This window comes from Clostridium sp. CM042 (assembly GCF_055080995.1).
In genome coordinates this window covers 209922-227831 of the sequence record NZ_CM143646.1, presented here as the reverse complement: position 1 = coordinate 227831, position 17910 = coordinate 209922, and the positions used below count along the sequence as shown (strand labels likewise).

At 31.3% G+C, this 17910-nt stretch carries 14 protein-coding genes, 1 pseudogene and 1 riboswitch; of the genes and pseudogenes, 2 read left to right on the top strand and 13 right to left on the bottom strand.

Annotated features, from left to right (window positions below; all coding sequences use genetic code 11):
* Positions 1 to 62: 62 nt before the first annotated feature.
* From ACWJJ7_RS01205 to ACWJJ7_RS01195, 3 genes are read right to left on the bottom strand one after another with little or no spacing between them, the layout of a single operon-like run.
* Positions 63 to 536: a (2Fe-2S)-binding protein gene (locus ACWJJ7_RS01205; RefSeq protein WP_462963566.1), complete on the bottom strand. Its 474-nt coding sequence runs from the start codon at positions 534 to 536 to the stop codon at positions 63 to 65.
* A complete protein-coding gene (locus ACWJJ7_RS01200; RefSeq protein WP_462963565.1) occupies positions 533 to 1372 on the bottom strand; it encodes an FAD binding domain-containing protein in 840 nt (279 codons plus the stop codon). Before ACWJJ7_RS01200 ends, ACWJJ7_RS01205 begins: the two co-directional genes overlap by 4 nt.
* Positions 1372 to 3702 carry a xanthine dehydrogenase family protein molybdopterin-binding subunit gene (locus ACWJJ7_RS01195; RefSeq protein ID WP_462963564.1) on the bottom strand — a complete coding sequence of 777 codons (2331 nt, stop codon included), beginning with the start codon at positions 3700 to 3702 and terminating at the stop codon, positions 1372 to 1374. The genes ACWJJ7_RS01200 and ACWJJ7_RS01195 overlap by 1 nt, the downstream gene beginning before the upstream one ends.
* 672 nt (positions 3703 to 4374) lie before the next feature.
* Between ACWJJ7_RS01195 and ACWJJ7_RS01190 the strand changes: the two genes are divergently transcribed.
* The gene (locus ACWJJ7_RS01190) at positions 4375 to 5136 is read left to right on the top strand and encodes a polysaccharide deacetylase family protein (protein ID WP_462963563.1); all 762 of its coding nucleotides are present in this window, start codon (positions 4375 to 4377) and stop codon (positions 5134 to 5136) included.
* 223 nt (positions 5137 to 5359) lie between these two features.
* Here the strand turns inward: ACWJJ7_RS01190 and ACWJJ7_RS01185 are convergent, their stop codons facing one another.
* From ACWJJ7_RS01185 to ACWJJ7_RS01160, 6 genes are all read right to left on the bottom strand, one after another.
* Positions 5360 to 6283 carry a polysaccharide deacetylase family protein gene (locus tag ACWJJ7_RS01185; RefSeq protein ID WP_462963562.1) on the bottom strand — a complete coding sequence of 308 codons (924 nt, stop codon included), beginning with the start codon at positions 6281 to 6283 and terminating at the stop codon, positions 5360 to 5362.
* Between the two features lie 545 nt (positions 6284 to 6828).
* Positions 6829 to 7752, bottom strand: a complete 924-nt coding sequence (locus tag ACWJJ7_RS01180) for a DUF2935 domain-containing protein (protein WP_462963561.1) — start codon at positions 7750 to 7752, stop codon at positions 6829 to 6831.
* A 247-nt stretch (positions 7753 to 7999) separates the two neighbouring features.
* The gene (locus ACWJJ7_RS01175; RefSeq protein WP_462963560.1) at positions 8000 to 9550 is read right to left on the bottom strand and encodes an FAD-dependent oxidoreductase; all 1551 of its coding nucleotides are present in this window, start codon (positions 9548 to 9550) and stop codon (positions 8000 to 8002) included.
* A gap of 395 nt (positions 9551 to 9945) precedes the next feature.
* Positions 9946 to 10308: a phage holin family protein gene (locus ACWJJ7_RS01170; RefSeq protein ID WP_462963559.1), complete on the bottom strand. Its 363-nt coding sequence runs from the start codon at positions 10306 to 10308 to the stop codon at positions 9946 to 9948.
* A gap of 550 nt (positions 10309 to 10858) precedes the next feature.
* The gene (locus ACWJJ7_RS01165; protein WP_462963558.1) at positions 10859 to 13387 is read right to left on the bottom strand and encodes a cation-translocating P-type ATPase; all 2529 of its coding nucleotides are present in this window, start codon (positions 13385 to 13387) and stop codon (positions 10859 to 10861) included.
* Positions 13388 to 13497: 110 nt separating this feature from the next.
* Positions 13498 to 13591: riboswitch (NiCo riboswitch) on the bottom strand.
* A 453-nt stretch (positions 13592 to 14044) separates the two neighbouring features.
* On the bottom strand, positions 14045 to 14428 hold the full coding sequence (locus tag ACWJJ7_RS01160; protein WP_462963557.1) for a DUF1523 family protein: 384 nt from the start codon (positions 14426 to 14428) through the stop codon (positions 14045 to 14047).
* A 385-nt stretch (positions 14429 to 14813) separates the two neighbouring features.
* Here ACWJJ7_RS01160 and ACWJJ7_RS01155 point away from each other — a divergent pair, with 385 nt between their 5' ends.
* A complete protein-coding gene (locus ACWJJ7_RS01155) occupies positions 14814 to 15182 on the top strand; it encodes a YraN family protein (protein ID WP_462963556.1) in 369 nt (122 codons plus the stop codon).
* A gap of 37 nt (positions 15183 to 15219) precedes the next feature.
* Here the strand turns inward: ACWJJ7_RS01155 and ACWJJ7_RS01150 are convergent.
* From ACWJJ7_RS01150 to rplS, 4 genes and pseudogenes are all read right to left on the bottom strand, one after another.
* A pseudogene (locus ACWJJ7_RS01150) lies at positions 15220 to 15702 on the bottom strand (ribonuclease HII); the annotation flags it as partial.
* A 153-nt stretch (positions 15703 to 15855) separates the two neighbouring features.
* Entirely contained in the window at positions 15856 to 16701 is an 846-nt protein-coding gene (ylqF, locus tag ACWJJ7_RS01145) for a ribosome biogenesis GTPase YlqF (RefSeq protein WP_462965059.1), read from the bottom strand.
* A gap of 7 nt (positions 16702 to 16708) precedes the next feature.
* On the bottom strand, positions 16709 to 17221 hold the full coding sequence (gene lepB, locus ACWJJ7_RS01140) for a signal peptidase I (protein WP_462963555.1): 513 nt from the start codon (positions 17219 to 17221) through the stop codon (positions 16709 to 16711).
* Between the two features lie 114 nt (positions 17222 to 17335).
* Complete coding sequence (gene rplS / locus ACWJJ7_RS01135; RefSeq protein WP_462955766.1) at positions 17336 to 17686, bottom strand: 50S ribosomal protein L19; 351 nt, start codon at positions 17684 to 17686, stop codon at positions 17336 to 17338.
* Positions 17687 to 17910 lie beyond the last annotated feature (224 nt).

Below are 17910 nucleotides of genomic sequence, written 5' to 3'. Positions count from 1 at the left end.
CTCAGACAACCCATCCAAACTTAGATATAATGCTACTTATTCCGTTAATTTTTGCATAACCCTCATTTCTTATTTAAGAGTAATACTGATTTTACAGCTTCTCTAATCTCTTCATATGATGTGCATCTGCAAATATTGGATTGAAGCCATTCCTCAATAGTTTCATCATCTGCATCCGGGTGAATGGTTATAAGTCCATAACAGTTCATTATAAAACCTGGTGTACAATATCCACATTGAAAACTCCATTTTTCTATAAAAGCTTTTTGAATTGGCTCTTCTTTTAAACCCTCAATAGTGGTCACTTTATGTCCAATAGCTTCAACAGCTAGCATAATACATGATTTAACAGGCAATCCATCTAAGAGTACAGTACATGTACCACAATCTCCATTTTCGCACCCAGCCTTTGCTCCAGTTAGTCCCAATTGTTCTCTAAGCACTCTAAGAAGGGTATCCGCAGGCCTAATAATCAAGTTTCTCTTTTCCCCATTAATATTGAGTTCTATTTTTGATGTTTCAAAATACGATATCATCTTCCTTCACCATCCAGTGTTTCCAAAGTATAATCTAGTAAATTTCTTAATACGAACTTCTTATATTCAGAAGAGCCCTGAATATTTCCAAATATAGGAGCAGGCAAATGACTTATCGCCTGTACTATCCTTTTCTCCTTTGAAATATTTTTGTTATTTATATACTGCTCCATTTCTATAGACCTAAATGGATAAGCACAAACCCCGCTAAATGCCATTTGAATATTATTATTTTTCTTAAGTGCAGCCATGCTAATTAAAGGATAATCTATTTTCCCCTGTTTAGTCTTCTTTATACATACATGGGGTAAATTAGAATAGCTCATATCTGTTGTCAATTGAAAAAGCAATTCCCCTTTTTCCAGTTGAAGCCTTTGATTAAAAGCCCGATTTATTGGAACTATCCTTTTACCTTTTTCTCCGTATATAATTGCATTGCTATCTGCAATTAAATGGCCTAAAATCGCTTCCTTATATATAATCTTGCCACAAATATTCCCGCCTACAGTTATCATATTACGGGCTGTATGATCTGCTGGAAAGTTTGCTGTCTTACTTAAGAATGGAACTAATTTATTCTCAGAAATGTGAGTAAGTGCAACTGCAGCACCTATTACTAGTTGATCGCCTCTTATTTCAAATACATTACATTCAAGAATTCCTTTAATGTCTATTACTGCCTTTGTAGATATATCATTTCTCCTTGCCATAGTGATTATTTCTGTACCACCTGAATAATATAAAGGGTCCTTACCGCTCTCGCGAAGATTGTGATACAGTTTTACTGCCTCATCTAATGAATCCGGTTTATAATACTCAAAATCCAATGCAATCATTATTGTCCCCCCTCTTTTGCTTTCCATATGAACTCAGGAGTTAACGGCAATTGGTTAAGGGGTACCTTCGCTGCATAGGATAAACTGTTTGCAAGTGCTGCCGGCATTCCAATTACACCATATTCTCCAATTCCTCTTGCACCATATGGGGCGTCTATTTGTGGAGTTTCTATAAAATCTACAAGATACTCTGGGTTTTCTCCAAATCTCATAATTTTATATGTTCTTAACTGTTTATTTTGAATAATACCTTTATCCGTAAACAAAAATGATTCTCTACTAGCAAAACTCAATCCTAGGTTCATACCTCCAGAAATTTGACCTTTTGCCGCCCCAGGATTAATAACCTTACCTGCATCTATAACACAAGCTGCCTTAATAATTTTGTAGGTATATTCCTTTTTATCAAATTCTACTTCTACAGCTGCTGCACCAACAGTCCACTCTGGTCCCGGATTACCTTTGCCAGTCTCAGGATCTAAACCTGTTAGATGTTTCAAAACAAAACTTCCTCTTCCAATAACCTGTCCTCCAACTGAATTTCCATTGGGATAGGTATATCCAAATGCAATTTTATTTATTTCTATTCCTGTTTGGGGATTGTCTCTTAAAAATACTCTTCCTCCACCAACCTCTAGTTCATCTGTGGAACACCTTAAAGCAATAGCAGCCGTTCTGCATAGTTGATTAATGGCATCCTCAGCTGCTCTAAGTATTGCTCTACCAATCAGCAAAATAGTCCTGCTTGCGGCTGTTTTCCAGTGATCCGGAGCTGTCTGAGTATTAACGTCCATGACTACATGGATTTGATCTACATTCATTTTCATTTTTTCTGCTAATATCTGTGCCAAGGCTGTTTTAGTTCCCTGCCCCATTTCAACTGCGCCGCAAATAAGATTAATGCTTCCATCCGGATTAAATGTAAGAATTGCTCCTCCTCCTGCATTTAAAGCTGTATTTGAATTCTTCCAGAAAAAACTTATACCTTTAGCCTTCACTTTACCATCCTCGGTTTCAGCTATTCTTCCTTCTTCCCAATGTATTAGTTCAGATAACCTCTGTATGCACTTTGGTAAATTACCCAAATTATTTCTAGTAAGTAAGGTTTGAGTAGGGCTAGTATCCCCTGGTAATATTGCATTTCGTAATCGTAATTCTAAAGGATCCATCCCAAGCTTATCCGCTAGTATATCCATTGTTCTTTCTATAGGAAATGTAAGCTCAGCATGACCGAAGCCTCTGAAAGCTGCAGCATAAGGATGATTTGTATATACACACAATGAATCACACCATACATTTTCAATATTGTATGGTCCTGTACAGTCTACAGCAGCTGCCTTGCTTATAATAACTGCCCTATCCGAGTATGCACCTCCATCAAATAAATAGGTTATCTCTGCAACAGTGAGTCTCCCGTCTTTTGTGCATCCTAGCTTGATTTTTGCATCAAGACCTATATGAACCGGGGATGTAACCAGATCTTCTTCTCTTGTATTTGTAAGTTTAACTCGTCTTCCTCCAACCGCCTTTGAACACAAATAAGCAATAAATTCTAGCTGTACGGCTGTTTTACCTCCATAAGCCCCACCTACTAAAGGTACATTGACAATAACATTGCCAGGGTCAATTTTAAAGAAATCACTTAAAAGTTTTTTTATGGTAAATGGTGCCTGAGAAGCAGAATATATGATAACCTTCCCATCTGGTAATATTTCTGCTCTTACACACCTTGTTTCCATAGCCGCATGATCAGAAGGTGGAAAAGAAAAACTAGCTTCGACCGTTACCTCACTTTTAGACCATCCCTTTTTAATATCACCTTTTCTTATCTTAGTTCGGTTAGCGACATTTGTATTGGCTTCTGGTAAAGTCTCATCTATAATTTTATATTGACCAAGTTTTTCATGAACCAATGGGGCATCTTTTTTAAGTGCCTCACGAGGAGAATTTACTACTTGCAAAGGTTCATATTGTATTTTTATAAGTTGTGCCGCTTTTTCAGCTTCAACTTCACTATCAGCCACCACCACCGCCACGGGTTCACCATTGTATCTTACTTTATCTATTGCTATAGGAGGTCTATCAAGAATAGTAGATCCTATAAGCTGTGGAAAGTACTGCCCTGTTAACACTGCCCTAATTCCAGAAGCGCTTAGTGCATTTTTATATTCAATAGACTTTATTTTTGCATGAGCATAAGGACTTGTTATCATTCTCGCATATAAAAGTCCAGGAGCTTGGTAATCATTGGTATATATCGCCATACCTGTTACTTTGTCTATTGACTCTTTCCTAGGCACACTTTTACCTATAACATTTAAATTATGCATAGACTACTTCCTTTGAATAATATTCATATACTTTTATAATGTATTTATTATTGTTAATCATTATGAATTTATTTCACGTGGAGGTCCTTAAATAAATTATCAAACAAATAGTAGCATATGATCTGGATATCTTATGGATACCGTTTAATTGACTAAAGCAAATTGACATCCAGTGCTAAAATTCTGATTTTGTGAAGTCATACATTTTTTATCTGCCGCAACTCTTATTACTATCGTTTTTTGCCCTGACAACTTCCTCTCTTTTATTCCATAATTATTGACGAAATAAGTTTCCGTAAACTGTATTGTTAAGTTTGATTTCGGTTTACTTTTTTAGTTTTATTCATAATTATTAATATGTAAACCAAATAATATATTTCTGATAGCAACGATACTCTTAAATTAAAAGGGTTTATTAAATAAGAATATATTAGTGGAAATTCTATAATACAACAAAAAAATAAAGTTTTATCAAATAATCCGAAAATTAATTAGATGCCTTTAAACAAAACCATATCAACTCTAAATTTTTTTCTTAATGTACGTATATAATTCAATAAAAAATCCATACTAAAATGGATATATTAATGAATTGTGATGTGTTAAAAAACAACAGATTTTAGTAGCCATATAGTATAGCGCCATAATTAATAGATATAGGAGGGTACTGAATTGAAAAATAAATTAAAAACCTTTTTATACTTTATAACAACATTTTTAATCATTTTCTCCTATAAAGAAAATGTAATGGGTATTGAAATACAAAATTCTACTCGACCAATTAAAGACCTTAATACATCCGTAAAAAATGTTAATCAGGAAAAAAAAGTGATTTATTTAACTTTTGATGATGGTCCTAGCATAATTACAGATAAAGTCTTGGACATCTTAAAAGAAAATGATGTTAAAGCCACCTTTTTTATTATTGGAAATCAAATTAATGGTTTCGAAAATACGGTAAAAAGAATTCATGATGATGGACATTGCATTGGCTTGCATACCTATACTCATAAATTTAAGCTTATTTATTCAAGTAGAGATGTTTTTATAAAGGAAATGCTAGACTGTCGCAATGAAATAAATAGATTAACTGGAATTTCACCTAATATAATTAGATTTCCTGGAGGTAGTAGCAAACGCCTAACTCATTCTTATTTAAATAAATTGCATAGTTATAATTTTAAAATATATGATTGGAATATGGTAACTTTAGATGGAATAAATCCAAATACATCGCCAAATCAGTTATATAGAGATGCTACAAAAGGTAGTGAAAAACTATCCCCCATTATATTGCTTTTACATTGTGACTATATGCACAAAAACACCTGCAAGGCATTGCCTAATATAATTAAATATTATAAAGAAAAAGGTTATGAATTCAAAACCATATCTAAAGATACGCCAGAACTTTATTTCCCAATAAAAAAATAAAGTTTAAATCCTCTATGTTTTATATTTTCATAAACCATAAAAGACTAATTGCATTTTGCAATTAGCCTTTTATGGTTAGTACTTTTATCATGCAAAGTTAAGTAATTAAGTTTGTGTTTCCATGCAGGAAATAATTTTATATTAATTATGTTACACTCGACACTTACTATCTTGATTATTCATTCGAACCACGTTCAATGTGGTAGAATATGCTACAACTTAATTATTTATATGCTGATAAATCTAAAAGCTTATCTACAGTAACAAAGCTGTATCCCATCTCTTTAAGCTTTGAAATAATTTGTGGCAGTGCCTCGGTAGTGACTTTTTTATCTTCATTACAATGCATTAAGATTATTTCTCCAGGACGTACATTTTCAACTACATTTTTAACAATATTAGCAACTTCACGTTGCTCCCAATCTAAGGTATCGGTGGACCAAATTATATTTTTGTAATTTAATGCTTTTAAAGAATTCTGAACAGCATCATTTGTATCACCATAGGGTGTTCTTATTAATGCAGACCTTTTTCCTATTACCTTATTGATTTCATTTTCAGTTAAAGTTACTTCATTATTAATTTCAGCTGCATTAATAGTGGTGAAGTCTTTATGAGACCAACTATGATTTGCTATTACATCTCCATCTGCATAGGCCTGTTTAATTATGGATTTACATGCTTCAATTTGTTTACCAATACAGAAAAAAGTGCCTTGAATATTATTCTCCCGTAATACTTTAATAATTTTAGGAGTATTTACTGGGTCTGGACCATCATCAAATGTAAGTGCTACTACCTTGTTTTCATTTTGTCCATTAATATATAAGTCAGAAGGATGTTCTTTGGCTAAGTTCACTACATTTTCTCTCCATTTTGTCATTGCTTCATCTGGATAGATTGTAGGTCTAATACTTGTACCTAAAATATCATAAATGAGTGGAGCTTTTTTCGTAATTGTTTCCGAGGAAGTTTGAGGTAGCGTGAGCTCACTCGCAGTAGGTTGAATTATGCTTTTTTTATCTGCTGTCTTATCTCCAGAAGATTGCGTCTCTGTGATTTTAATTGGAGCATGTATTTTATAAGTGGTAAAGAATGAGCCTATAAGTAATACTAAGAGGCCAAATGCGATTAATAATTTTTTCATAAAATAATCAAACCTTTCATAAATTATTAAGTTTTCATAATTTTGCTATTATATAAAATGAGTTAGAGGGCCCATAATACAATACATAAAATTCTTTAGATCCTTCAAATCATTTACATCCATACCCTCACCTCCCACTCTTTTAATTTCTATAAAAGAATGCAAAACCCTTTATAAAAGTATAATATCGAAAAATTCATCATTAACAATTATTTATTTAGTTGCCATAAGTATCTGTATATCTATCGGCAAATCCAACAATGTTTAAAACAGGTAGCCCTCTAGTGATATCAATTTCAGCAGTAATTATAACTACGTTACCAAAATATACATCAAAAGCTATAGTTTAAACTATAGCTTTATTAAAAACCGTTTGAAAATAAAATAAGAGTCATATTATACAAGGATAATATGACTCCTATTTTATTTTTAGGTCTTATTTAATCATAATCACTATAACCTAATTTGCTTATCCATTATTTTTATACTCATAGAAAAACTTTATTTCCCATGTAATTCTTCTTTACTTTAACATATTAAATGTCCTATTTGTCACTGAATAACTCTAAAAGGTTTATATAATGATTGGCTTCTCTAAGGACATGATCTGCCAAAAGTGGAACAATTATTGACTTGATTTTACAATTTAAGAGTCCTTCAGTAGCCTGAGTCTTAAAGTCTCTAATCATAATAGTTTGTTTTAAGGTATTTTCTGTAAGACCGGATAACTCTAATGAAGATTTATTAATAGCAGATGCTTCTTTTCTTAGTGTTTCAAATTCTTTCCCAAAATTATTTGATATATCAAATAGTTCCACTTCAGTAGGATCTAATAATCCTCTAATAAAGTAAGAGTGCTCTGACATTATTCTGTTCCAAAAGGTTTCCTGTTCAACTAAATCTCTTTGCACATCAATCTCAATACCATTTTGTAATCTTGTTAATAACGTTGCAAAGAATATTGCTTCCCTAAGTATATGATCTATTAACAATGGATAAGCGGTAGTAAATACCTTGCAGGATAAAACATCATTTTTAAGTTTAGCTTTGAATTGAGCAATCATATTAGTCGCTGCTATAGAATTGTAATTCAGCGCATAAACATGTTCAGTGAGCATGGATATGTTCTTATTATTCATGCCAGGTACTAATGAGTTCTCCATAGAGGTTATGCTTGAGTCTATAAATATTCCAGTAGCAAATTGAGTTGCCCTCTCAGCATCCATTGTATATTTAGTCGAGATTTCATTTGACTCTAATACTCTAGAGGGAATTACTCCGTCAGACAAGGATATTGCATGTGAAAGCAATCTAGTAAATTCATTTTTAAATGCATCTGCTTGATTGATTAAATTCCTATCCTTTATAACAAATGCTGCCTCCAAAAATATGGAGTGCTCCTTCATTATTCTTAAAAAGAATAGATTTAACTCTAAAGATTGATTTATAAATTTTTGATTTGATATCATAACATGCTCCTAAATTATTATTTCATCATTAATAATATATTCGGAATAAATGTATTAAATGATTATAAAAATAATATTTTACAACAGCTTTTTTTCAATCATAATACATTTGATGAAACTGTGGCATCCAAAGCTCTGATGCACAATAAATCACCGAAGGATTTCACCGTAAAATAACCCCATACTATTATTGTATGGAGTATACTAACTTTATAGATGAAGCTTATTGAATTTTTACTTGGATCTTTTACTCCATATTATCACTTTCTTTGTAGTGATTTAACCTGTTAACGGCTGGGCCTTCTATAATATCGCCTTCAAAAGTAAATCTTGATCCATGGCAAGGACAATCCCAGGATTTTTCCGCACTATTCCATTTCAGTTCACAACCTATGTGCGTACATGTTATATCAACTATATGCAGTTCTCCATTTTTATCCCTATATGCTCCACACCTTTCTCCATCAATCTCTACCATCTTTCCCTCATCATTTTTTAATTCAATATTATATTGTCCAACTTGAAGTTTTCCCTTTATTAACTGCTTTGCAACATCAAAATTTTCCTTAGCAAAATTCTTAATCCCATCAGTTGAAATATTACGTGATGGATTATATACGTCTTGATATGGACTTACCTTATTAACTATAATATCCCTTAGTATATTCGCAGCCGCTGTTCCATTTGTCATTCCCCATTCACCATAACCTGTAGCAACATAAATATTTTCTGATGAAGAAGTAAGATTACCTACATATGGCACACCATCTATTGTTATATAGTCTTGAGTCGACCATCTATACAAAATTTTTTCAATACTAAAGTTTTTTTCAGCATGCTTTTCTAAATTAGCATAATGTTTTATCATATCACCACCATGAGCAGTTTTATGATCTTGGCCCCCGATAATTATCATCTGACCATCCTTATACTTTTGTGAACGAAAATACCAACCTTTCTCCCCTGCATCTACAAATGTACCTTTTGACAATTCATCCTTTATTTTTGCAGTTATTACATATGACCTTTGTGGTCGAAGCCTTGCAAAATACAGCCCTAACCCATCATAAAAAGGATAATGTGAAGCTAAAACAACTTTTGGAGCTATTACCTTAAAGCCTGTGTCTGTTATTACAGTGTATAAATCATCATGTTCAATATCTACAGCTCTGGTATTTTCATATATGTTACAATCATTGCTAGAAATGTTTTTAGCAATTTCAAGGAGGTATTTTCTAGGGTGAAATTGAGCTTGATTTTCAAAACATAATGCACCCTTTATTGAAAATGGCAAATCCAACTTTTCAACATATTTTGCTTTTATACCTAGCATTTTAGCAGCTTCTACTTCTTCCTTAATAGTATCTATATAGTTTTCATCTGTTGTATAGATGTATGCTGGTAGCCTACAAAAATCGCAATCAATATTGTGTTTTTTTACCATACTCTCTATAAAATCTATTGCCCCTTCGTTAGCATCTGCATACTGCTTAGCTTTTTCAATTCCCACACTTCTAATTAAATTACTATATATTATATCATGTTGTGAAGTAATGAAAGCTGTAGTGTGACCTGTAGCACCCTTGACTATTTTATCTGCTTCAATTAACGCAACTTTGAACCCTTCATTTTTTAAAAGGAGAGCAGTTGTTATGCCTGTAATGCCTCCCCCTATTATTGCTATATCAACTTTAATGTCTTTTTCTAAAGCTTTATAGTTTGTTTCATTAGTTGAATCAATCCAATAAGATTTTGATTTTAATTGATTATTAATACATACATCATTTTTTTCATCCATAAAATTACTTCCTCCCTTTAAGAATAAAAGAACAATTTTATTTTGTGTTTACATAATTAAAAATATGTATATTAAAAATTATGTTGATCTGATATTAAAGGTATGAGCTTTGCTACTTATAACTTTTTTATTTGGGGAATATGGGCGACTACACTCAGAAATGAATTCAATCATAAATTTTTAAAAAAGATTGATAAAAAAATATAGAAGTACTTTGTGCATGTCAAGGGTGAATAATATTGTATCTGTATTGATTTAATGTGATGAAAATGGTTAGGAGGAGCATAAGCTCCTCCTTTAATTTTAGAAACTTCAAGTATAATTTATTATTTGCTATTTATTACAAAAATGTACTAACCATAAATTTTCAAGTTTTAATGCTCTCACTTCAACGATTATATTGCTCTTCCTGGTAGTATAGCATCTAGTATTCCAATGACTATTGAAGCAATTATTGCTCCTATTATAGATACCCTCATCCCAGGAACCAGGAATTGTGCTATATATAATATTATAGCCGCTATTACAAATCCTTTTATTCCCTTCCCAAAAGGCGATGCATCAACTCGCATAAGTTTTTCCACTAAATAATCTATTAAAGATATAACTACTGCCGCTAATATAATTGAACGTAGACCCACAAGTACAAACCCTGGTATTAAAAATGATGTTATAGCTAATATAATTGAAGTTACTATAAATCTTATTATTATACCTATGAAGCTACTAAAAGCACCTTTTTTCTCTTTATTTCCCATACTTAAATTACCTCCTTGGTTGAATTTTTTGTATGTTTATATGTTTACCAAGAAGTTAGAATTTTATTATGAAAAACAAATAAATCATTTTAAAAAAATTTAAGTAGTAATTTCATTTTGGATAATTCTATATAAGTATTATTAAACGACGTAATTCTAGTTTTAATGTTTAAATTATTTACTATGAGTAAAATAAGTAAAGTAGCGGTGTAAAGATTGTAATTATAAATAGTGAAAATATCAATATGATAATACAAATCATACTATGGGAAATAAATGATTATATATACTATAACCCAGAATTAGGTTGTGAGGAATTTAAAGCTGTTGCAAAATTCTACATAAGAGCCCAGAAAAAGATCCATCTGAAAGAAGTGATACAATCGAGGCATTTAATGAAAACTTGAGAATGTGCAGTATAACAGATATAGAAGCAAAATAAAATTATGAACATATTCAACTAAAAACAAAGCTGACACCATGTGAAAAACGATGTCAGCTCTCTTAAAGTCCAGATATTATACATCATTTGGTTTGTAGCATCTTAAAGTTAATTCTTTTTTATATATTTCACAACCTTTATAAGTTCATACCAAATAACTGAGGCTATTGCTATGGCTGCTGCTAGTATAAATTGATTTAAAGATAGTGGGGCGAGTTTCAAAAAAACACAGAGAGGAGTATATAGTATTACTAAAAGTCCTACTATTGTTCCTAAACTAACGCCCCACATTACCTTATCCTTTATAAGCCTCCTAAATGATTTAATTGCAAAATCAGAATCTGAACTATTAACTTTAACCAATAACATATTAGCTAGCAATATAATAGTGAGTCCCATTGCCCTTGCAAGAGGTGCATTATCTGGAGACTTATTTAAAAATGTAAAATACGTTCCGAAGGATGCTCCAAATATCACGAGTCCTTGCATAACACTTTTGAAAAGAATTTTTGCTGTTACCAGTTTTTCAAATGGATCACGTGGCGACCTTTGCATAATATCATGTTCTGCTGGCTGACGTTCCAATACAATAGAGCAGGTAGGGTCAATTACAAGTTCAAGTAAAACAACGTGTAGTGGAAGTAATAAAAGACTTGCAGGGCTTATTCCCATAAGTGGAGCAAGTAGTGCTGCAAATGCAATAGGAATATGAATAGTAAATACATATCCAACTGCTTTTCTGATGTTATCATAAATTCTTCTACCATCTTTTATGGTGTCCACAATAGTAGAAAAATTATCATCAAGTAAGATTATATCCGCTGCTTCTCTTGAAACTTCTGAACCACGTTTACCCATAGCAATACCAATATCTGCATATTTAAGAGCAGGGGCATCATTAACACCATCACCGGTCATCGCAACTATTTCACCATTTCTCTTAAAAGCCTTAACTATTCTCATTTTATGTTCAGGTATAACTCTCGAGAATACACTAATATTTTTAACCCTTTCGCAAAGCTCTTCATCACTCATTTTATTAAGCTCATCACCGGTAATTATTTTGTCACCGTTTGGCATATTAATTTTCTTTGCAATGGAACTAGCAGTTATTCCGTTATCTCCTGTTATCATAACCACACGTACACCCGCTTTGGTGCAAGCTTCAATATCTTGTTTTACAGATTCTCGAGGAGCATCAACAAGCCCAACCATTCCTAAAAGTTGCAGGCTGCATTCCTCAAGGGTACCCGGTATATCATTTGTGTTATTTATAATCATTTGTCCAACAGCAATAACACGAAGTCCTTGCTTAGACATTTCCATTATATTAGTTTCTGCTATCTTTCTTTCATCCTCTGTTAAGTTACATATTGTTAAAATATGTTCAAGTGAACCTTTTGCCGCAACTACAATGTTGTCACCATTTTTCCAAACGTGGCCCATCATTTTTGTTTCATTAGTAAAAGCATATTCTTTAATCAGTTGACCACCAAAAAGAATTTCTCTTGTGATTCCTTGTTCGCCGCAATAGGATATCATTGCCTTTTCCATTGGGTCATAGGCATCTGATTTACAACCCATACCCATTATCTTAGTTAATTTTTTTGTATCACCTGTTAAACTCCAAGTGTCTGTAACTGTCATTTTGTTCATTGTTATTGTACCTGTTTTATCAACACAAAGAACAGAAACAGCGCCTAATGTTTCTACTGATGGTAACTTCCTAACAATGGATTTATTTTTAGCAAGTCTCCAAGCACCCATTGATAAAAATACGGTTAGAATAACTGGAAATTCTTCTGGTATCATGGCCATAGCAAGAGTTACTCCTGATAAAATACTTTCTATAATTCTAGCTTTAAACATGTGATCTGTTAGATTTAAATACGTAATAATTCCAACAAAAACGAATAAAACAGCTGCAATTCCTGCACATAGTTTTACGAGCTCTCCAGTTTGTTTTTGAAGCGGTGTTGGATTCTCAGGAGCAGACACAATATTTTGTCCTATTTTTCCATATTCAGTTATTGCTCCTATTTTATCTACTAATATAGTACCAGTACCTTGTGTAACAAGAGTTCCTGTGTAGCAATAATCAGGTCGCCAATAATCAGTGCTAGTGGTGTCCTTATCTTCTGTAGTAATTTTCCATACACCCTCAGCCTCTCCTGTAAGCGATGATTCATCAATACAAAGAGTACTTTCTTTTAAAACTATACCATCAGCAGGAACTTTAACACCCTCAGCGATATACATTATGTCACCAGGCACTAAATCGAAACTATTAATTGTTTTTTCAATTCCGTCTCGAAGTACTGTGATACGCGGAGCTGACAAATCTTTTAATGCATTTAGTGCTTTGTCAGTTTTCCATTCTTGAATTACCTCAATACTAATAATTCCAATAACGAAAACAAGCATAATAGAACCATCTCTAGGTTCTCCTAAAATAAAATAAATTATAGCTGCAACTATTAAGAGTAAAAACATTGGTTCGCTAATAACTTTTAAAATCTTGTGAAAAAAGCTTTCCTTTTTTTTAGCCACAAGCTCATTCTTTCCAAATTTTTCTTGAAGCTCTTTTGCTTTCAAAGTAGTAAGTCCTTGTTGTCCTTTGATTCGTTGTTCTGTCATAAGTAGTTACCTCCATGTTTTGCTTTTTTAAGCATATTTAGATTAACTCTATGGCATTGCAATCTTCAGATATGTTCTAGAAATGGGTATAAAAAAACCGTAGAACAATAAACTGTCCCACAGGTGTATAATTCATCCTGTTGCCATTTAGGCCCAGCCCCACGAACTTTTTTACAAGTTCATCGCCTGCTCAGTTTGTACTGTAGATTTGTGTGCAGTGCAAAAAGATTCAGTTAAATCTATCATACAGACTATTATATGCCAATATCTTTTTATGTTACATCATTTGTGGTAGTACGTTAAAAAATCAAGTATGTCCCCTAATTTAGTTTCTATAATGAAAAGGTATAAATTCTTTGTACAAAACATCAATATCAATTATCAATCGATATCGAAAATTAAAAATAAATCTAAAAAATCATTGACATACTTTAGCTTTGCACATAATATAAAACATAAGATTAAAACTAATTGAGAATAACAATTTAATATTCTTGTTAGGTGAGGTTACTGTATAGAAACACGCTACTGCCTAGAAATGGCGAGAAATGTTATAACCTATATTATTATGTTTTTCATTATTTGTCCTGCTGTCGCCGATGGTACTTATGGTGCAGAGGGTGTTATAAAGTTCTATTTATTTCTCTACGTTTCTTTCTATTTTATCCCTTTAATTTTTGTAATGTTTTGATAATATGATAATAAAGGTATACTTAAACCATATGCTTTAATTTCGTATTTTCTATTAATTGTCAATCCCCAATACACATCTTCAGAATGAATTTTAAATTCTAATAAACTATTAGTATCCTCAAACACCTTTATATTACCATTCTCCATTTGTGCATAAATTAAATACGTATCAATATTATCATGTCTTATTACTCGTTTATTTGCAATGGTTACTGTATAAGTATTTCTAAAAAAATGCGGAAAGAATATAATTACACCTATAATTACAATAATGCTAATTATTATTTTTCCAATCTTAAATTTTAAAAAAAATTTATTTCTAAATTGATAAGAAATGTTTTTTTTCATAAAATCTCCTTTATTTTAATAAATCTATTTACTTTAATTGTTACTCATTTTTCTAGACATTAGAACATAATACATATAAATATTTTCTAAACTAATTTTGCTTTAATACATAGATGAATTGATTTGATATATTATAAAATTGTTCATCAAGATAATTTGGTTAATATACTTAATAATGTATGCAGTTATTTTAAATTGATCATTAGTTTTATATTTTTTAGAAGTGCATCATTTTGTTAGACTTTTGGATTTATCTATTTAAAAAGTCTCAGTTTAGATGCACCTTAACTTTTTGAATTTATAAACATTATATTGATTTTTAGCCTCTTTTAATCTAGTATTAGTATATATAGAAATTATAGAAATTTAAGGAAGGATGTTTCGAATGAAAACTTTCAATAAAGATATCGGAGCACTTGGTGAAGATATATCAGAAAATTATTTAAAAAATTTAGGATATAGAATATTAGATAAAAATTTCAGATGCAAATGTGGTGAAATAGACCTAATAGCAATAAATAAAGGCTATATTTGCTTTGTTGAGGTGAAAACTAGATATGGAATAAATTATGGGACACCCGCTGAATCAGTTACTTCTTCTAAACAGAAGAAAATTTATAAAACAGCTCAAGTATATATTTCTAGAAAAAATATTAATAACTACAATTTTAGATTTGATGTTGTAGAAGTTATGCTGAATAGTGATAATAATAATTTTTTAATTAATCATATCGAAGACGCTTTTCAATTATAATTTTCTAGGAAAATAAAAATAAAAATAAAAATATATTTTAATTTTTATTTTCATCTAAAATATTTTTCAAAAAACTTTTTCTGTGTATTGGAATAGTTCCGCATTTTTTTATTGCAAGCACATGTTCTTCTGTGCCGTAACCAACGTTTCTATCGAACCCATAATTGGGGTATTCATTATGATACTGTACCATCAGTTCATCTCTATATACTTTAGCAATTATAGAAGCACACGCTATGCTTATACTTAATGTATCTCCCTTTATTACAAACTCATTTAAATTTGAAAAGTTTTTTATTTTATAACCATCTGATAATACTAATTCTGGTTTAATAGTTAGCCCCGCACAACATTCTATAAATACTTGATTATTGCACCAACCAATGCCTTTTTCATCAATCTGTTTATTGTCAATAGCAATAATTTTATAGGCTAAGGCTTTTTCTTTAATAATATGAGCTAGCTCTTTTCTGCAAGCTATTGATAATTTTTTAGAATCGTTAGCTCTTAAGATTAAATCTTTATCCTCGTTTGATTTTAAATACTTTCTAAATTGTCTTAATTAGGCATCTTAAAAAATGACTAAAACACTGACTAATTATTTTTTAAGATGCCCTACATTTTTTCAAATAGAATTGTATATGATTATTTTCAAATGCCTTATATGACAACCTTAATCTACTCTTTCTAGAGATATAGCTCCTAATTTTCCACCTCTAAATTCGTCAAGAAGCATCACTGCTACTCTATTATAATCAATGTTACCCCTAGAAATTACTGCTCCCCTTTTTTTAGCTATATTGTCCATATTATCTAAAGGATTCTCCATAATTTCTGAAAGCTTATATCTTTCCATTAATATCTGTGCATTATTAGTCTGAAGCCTTTCTACTAATTTAAGAGCTAATTCCTCGATATCTATAACTTCATCTTTAATAGCTCCTGTAAATGCCAAATTAAGTCCAACTACTTCATCTTCAAATCTAGGCCATAATACACCTGGAGTATCCATTAATTCTATACCTAAGCTAGTTTTTATCCATTGCTTGCTTTTAGTAACTCCCGGTCTATCACCAGTTTTAGCAATATTATTTTTTCCTAATTTATTTATAAAAGAAGATTTACCAACATTAGGTATACCAACTACCATAACCCTCGTAACTATGTTAACTAATCCTTTTTTTCTTTGTCTATCATGTTTTTCTTTTAATAACTCATCAAGCGTACTCTTTATACTTTTTAGACCTTGACCTGTAATACAATTTACAGCCAATGGCTTTATAGTATCCGTTGTAAGCTTTTTTATCCAGTCTTTAGTTACTTTATCTTCAGCTAGATCACTTTTATTTAGTAAAATGACTCTAGGCTTATCTTTACATATCTCATCAATTTGTGGATTGGCGCTTGATTTAACTATTCTCGCATCTCTAATTTCTATTACAGCATCAACAAGTTTTAAACTCTCTCCAATTTGTCTTCTTGTCTTAGCCATATGACCTGGAAACCAATTTATTGTCATTGCCATACTATCTAATCCCTCCCATTTTATTGAATGGATAAAGCCTTATAACCGCTTTTCCTTCCAAAAGATTGAGTTTTACAAACCCAACATCACTACTTCGACTATCTTTACTGAAATTTCTATTATCTCCGAGGACAAAAATTGAACCTTGAGGCACCAGAGCTTCATCATAGTCTTTCATGAAATTTTCATTTTTATAGTACTCATTAATAATTTTACCATTTATGTACAATACATTATTGTTAATTTTAACTTTATCTCCAGCAACTGCTATAACTCTTTTTATTATTCTTTGACTTATATCAGCAGGGTACTTTATTACTACAATATCATTTCTCTTAGCAGCTGTTATTCTATATGATACTTTTTCAATTATTAATTTATCATTATTTTGCACCGTAGGAACCATAGATCCACCATTCACTGTTACTATTTGGAATATGAAATTTATAATAAATACAGCGATTAAAAGTGAAATTGCTATAGATCTTACTACTGCGAAAATTTCTTTTGTCAATATACACACCTACTTAATAAACTACTAAAATCACTTAATTGAAAACTTCAGAAGAATATTTACACCCAAGTTTAATTATCTTTAAATGTAAAAAGGGACTTTTCAGCCCCAATTTTATTTTCTCATTCTTTCTTTAACCTTTGCAGCCTTACCAACTCTATCTCTTAAGTAGAATAGTTTAGCTCTTCTAACTTTACCTAATCTTACAATTTCAATTTTCTCAATTACTGGAGCGTTTACTGGGAATGTTTTTTCAACACCAACACCAGATGCTACTCTTCTTACTGTGAAAGTTTCTCTTAAACCGCCGTGTTGTCTTTTAAGAACGGTTCCTTCGAATACTTGGACTCTCTCCTTGTTACCTTCACTAATTTTGATGTGAACCTTAACAGTATCACCTACACTAAATTCTGGTAAGTCAGTTCTGATTTGTTCTGATTCTATTGCTCTTATAATTTCTAACATGTGCATTCCCTCCTAAAATTTTATTGTGACGTTCATGCTCATTATAATATAGCAGAGGACCGTCCGTACTAGCACAAACTACATTTTATCATAAAAAAATATATATATCAATATAAAAACACTTTTTATGCTTATATATAAGATATTTTTAACTTTAAATAACTCTCCGGACATTAATTAATCATATTTAAAAATAACTAGTCAGTATAATCGTACATTTATAC

Excerpts from the sequence above, each read along its gene's own strand:
- ACWJJ7_RS01205 (WP_462963566.1), bottom strand. The coding sequence starts at position 536 with ATGATATCGTATTTTGAAACATCAAAAATAGAACTCAATATTAATGGG.
- ACWJJ7_RS01200 (WP_462963565.1), bottom strand. The coding sequence starts at position 1,372 with ATGATTGCATTGGATTTTGAGTATTATAAACCGGATTCATTAGATGAG.
- ACWJJ7_RS01195 (WP_462963564.1), bottom strand. The coding sequence starts at position 3,702 with ATGCATAATTTAAATGTTATAGGTAAAAGTGTGCCTAGGAAAGAGTCA.
- ACWJJ7_RS01185 (WP_462963562.1), bottom strand. The coding sequence starts at position 6,283 with ATGAAAAAATTATTAATCGCATTTGGCCTCTTAGTATTACTTATAGGC.
- ACWJJ7_RS01180 (WP_462963561.1), bottom strand. The coding sequence starts at position 7,752 with ATGATATCAAATCAAAAATTTATAAATCAATCTTTAGAGTTAAATCTA.
- ACWJJ7_RS01175 (WP_462963560.1), bottom strand. The coding sequence starts at position 9,550 with ATGGATGAAAAAAATGATGTATGTATTAATAATCAATTAAAATCAAAA.
- ACWJJ7_RS01170 (WP_462963559.1), bottom strand. The coding sequence starts at position 10,308 with ATGGGAAATAAAGAGAAAAAAGGTGCTTTTAGTAGCTTCATAGGTATA.
- ACWJJ7_RS01165 (WP_462963558.1), bottom strand. The coding sequence starts at position 13,387 with ATGACAGAACAACGAATCAAAGGACAACAAGGACTTACTACTTTGAAA.
- ACWJJ7_RS01160 (WP_462963557.1), bottom strand. The coding sequence starts at position 14,428 with ATGAAAAAAAACATTTCTTATCAATTTAGAAATAAATTTTTTTTAAAA.
- ACWJJ7_RS01155 (WP_462963556.1), top strand. The coding sequence starts at position 14,814 with ATGAAAACTTTCAATAAAGATATCGGAGCACTTGGTGAAGATATATCA.
- ylqF (WP_462965059.1), bottom strand. The coding sequence starts at position 16,701 with ATGACAATAAATTGGTTTCCAGGTCATATGGCTAAGACAAGAAGACAA.
- rplS (WP_462955766.1), bottom strand. The coding sequence starts at position 17,686 with ATGTTAGAAATTATAAGAGCAATAGAATCAGAACAAATCAGAACTGAC.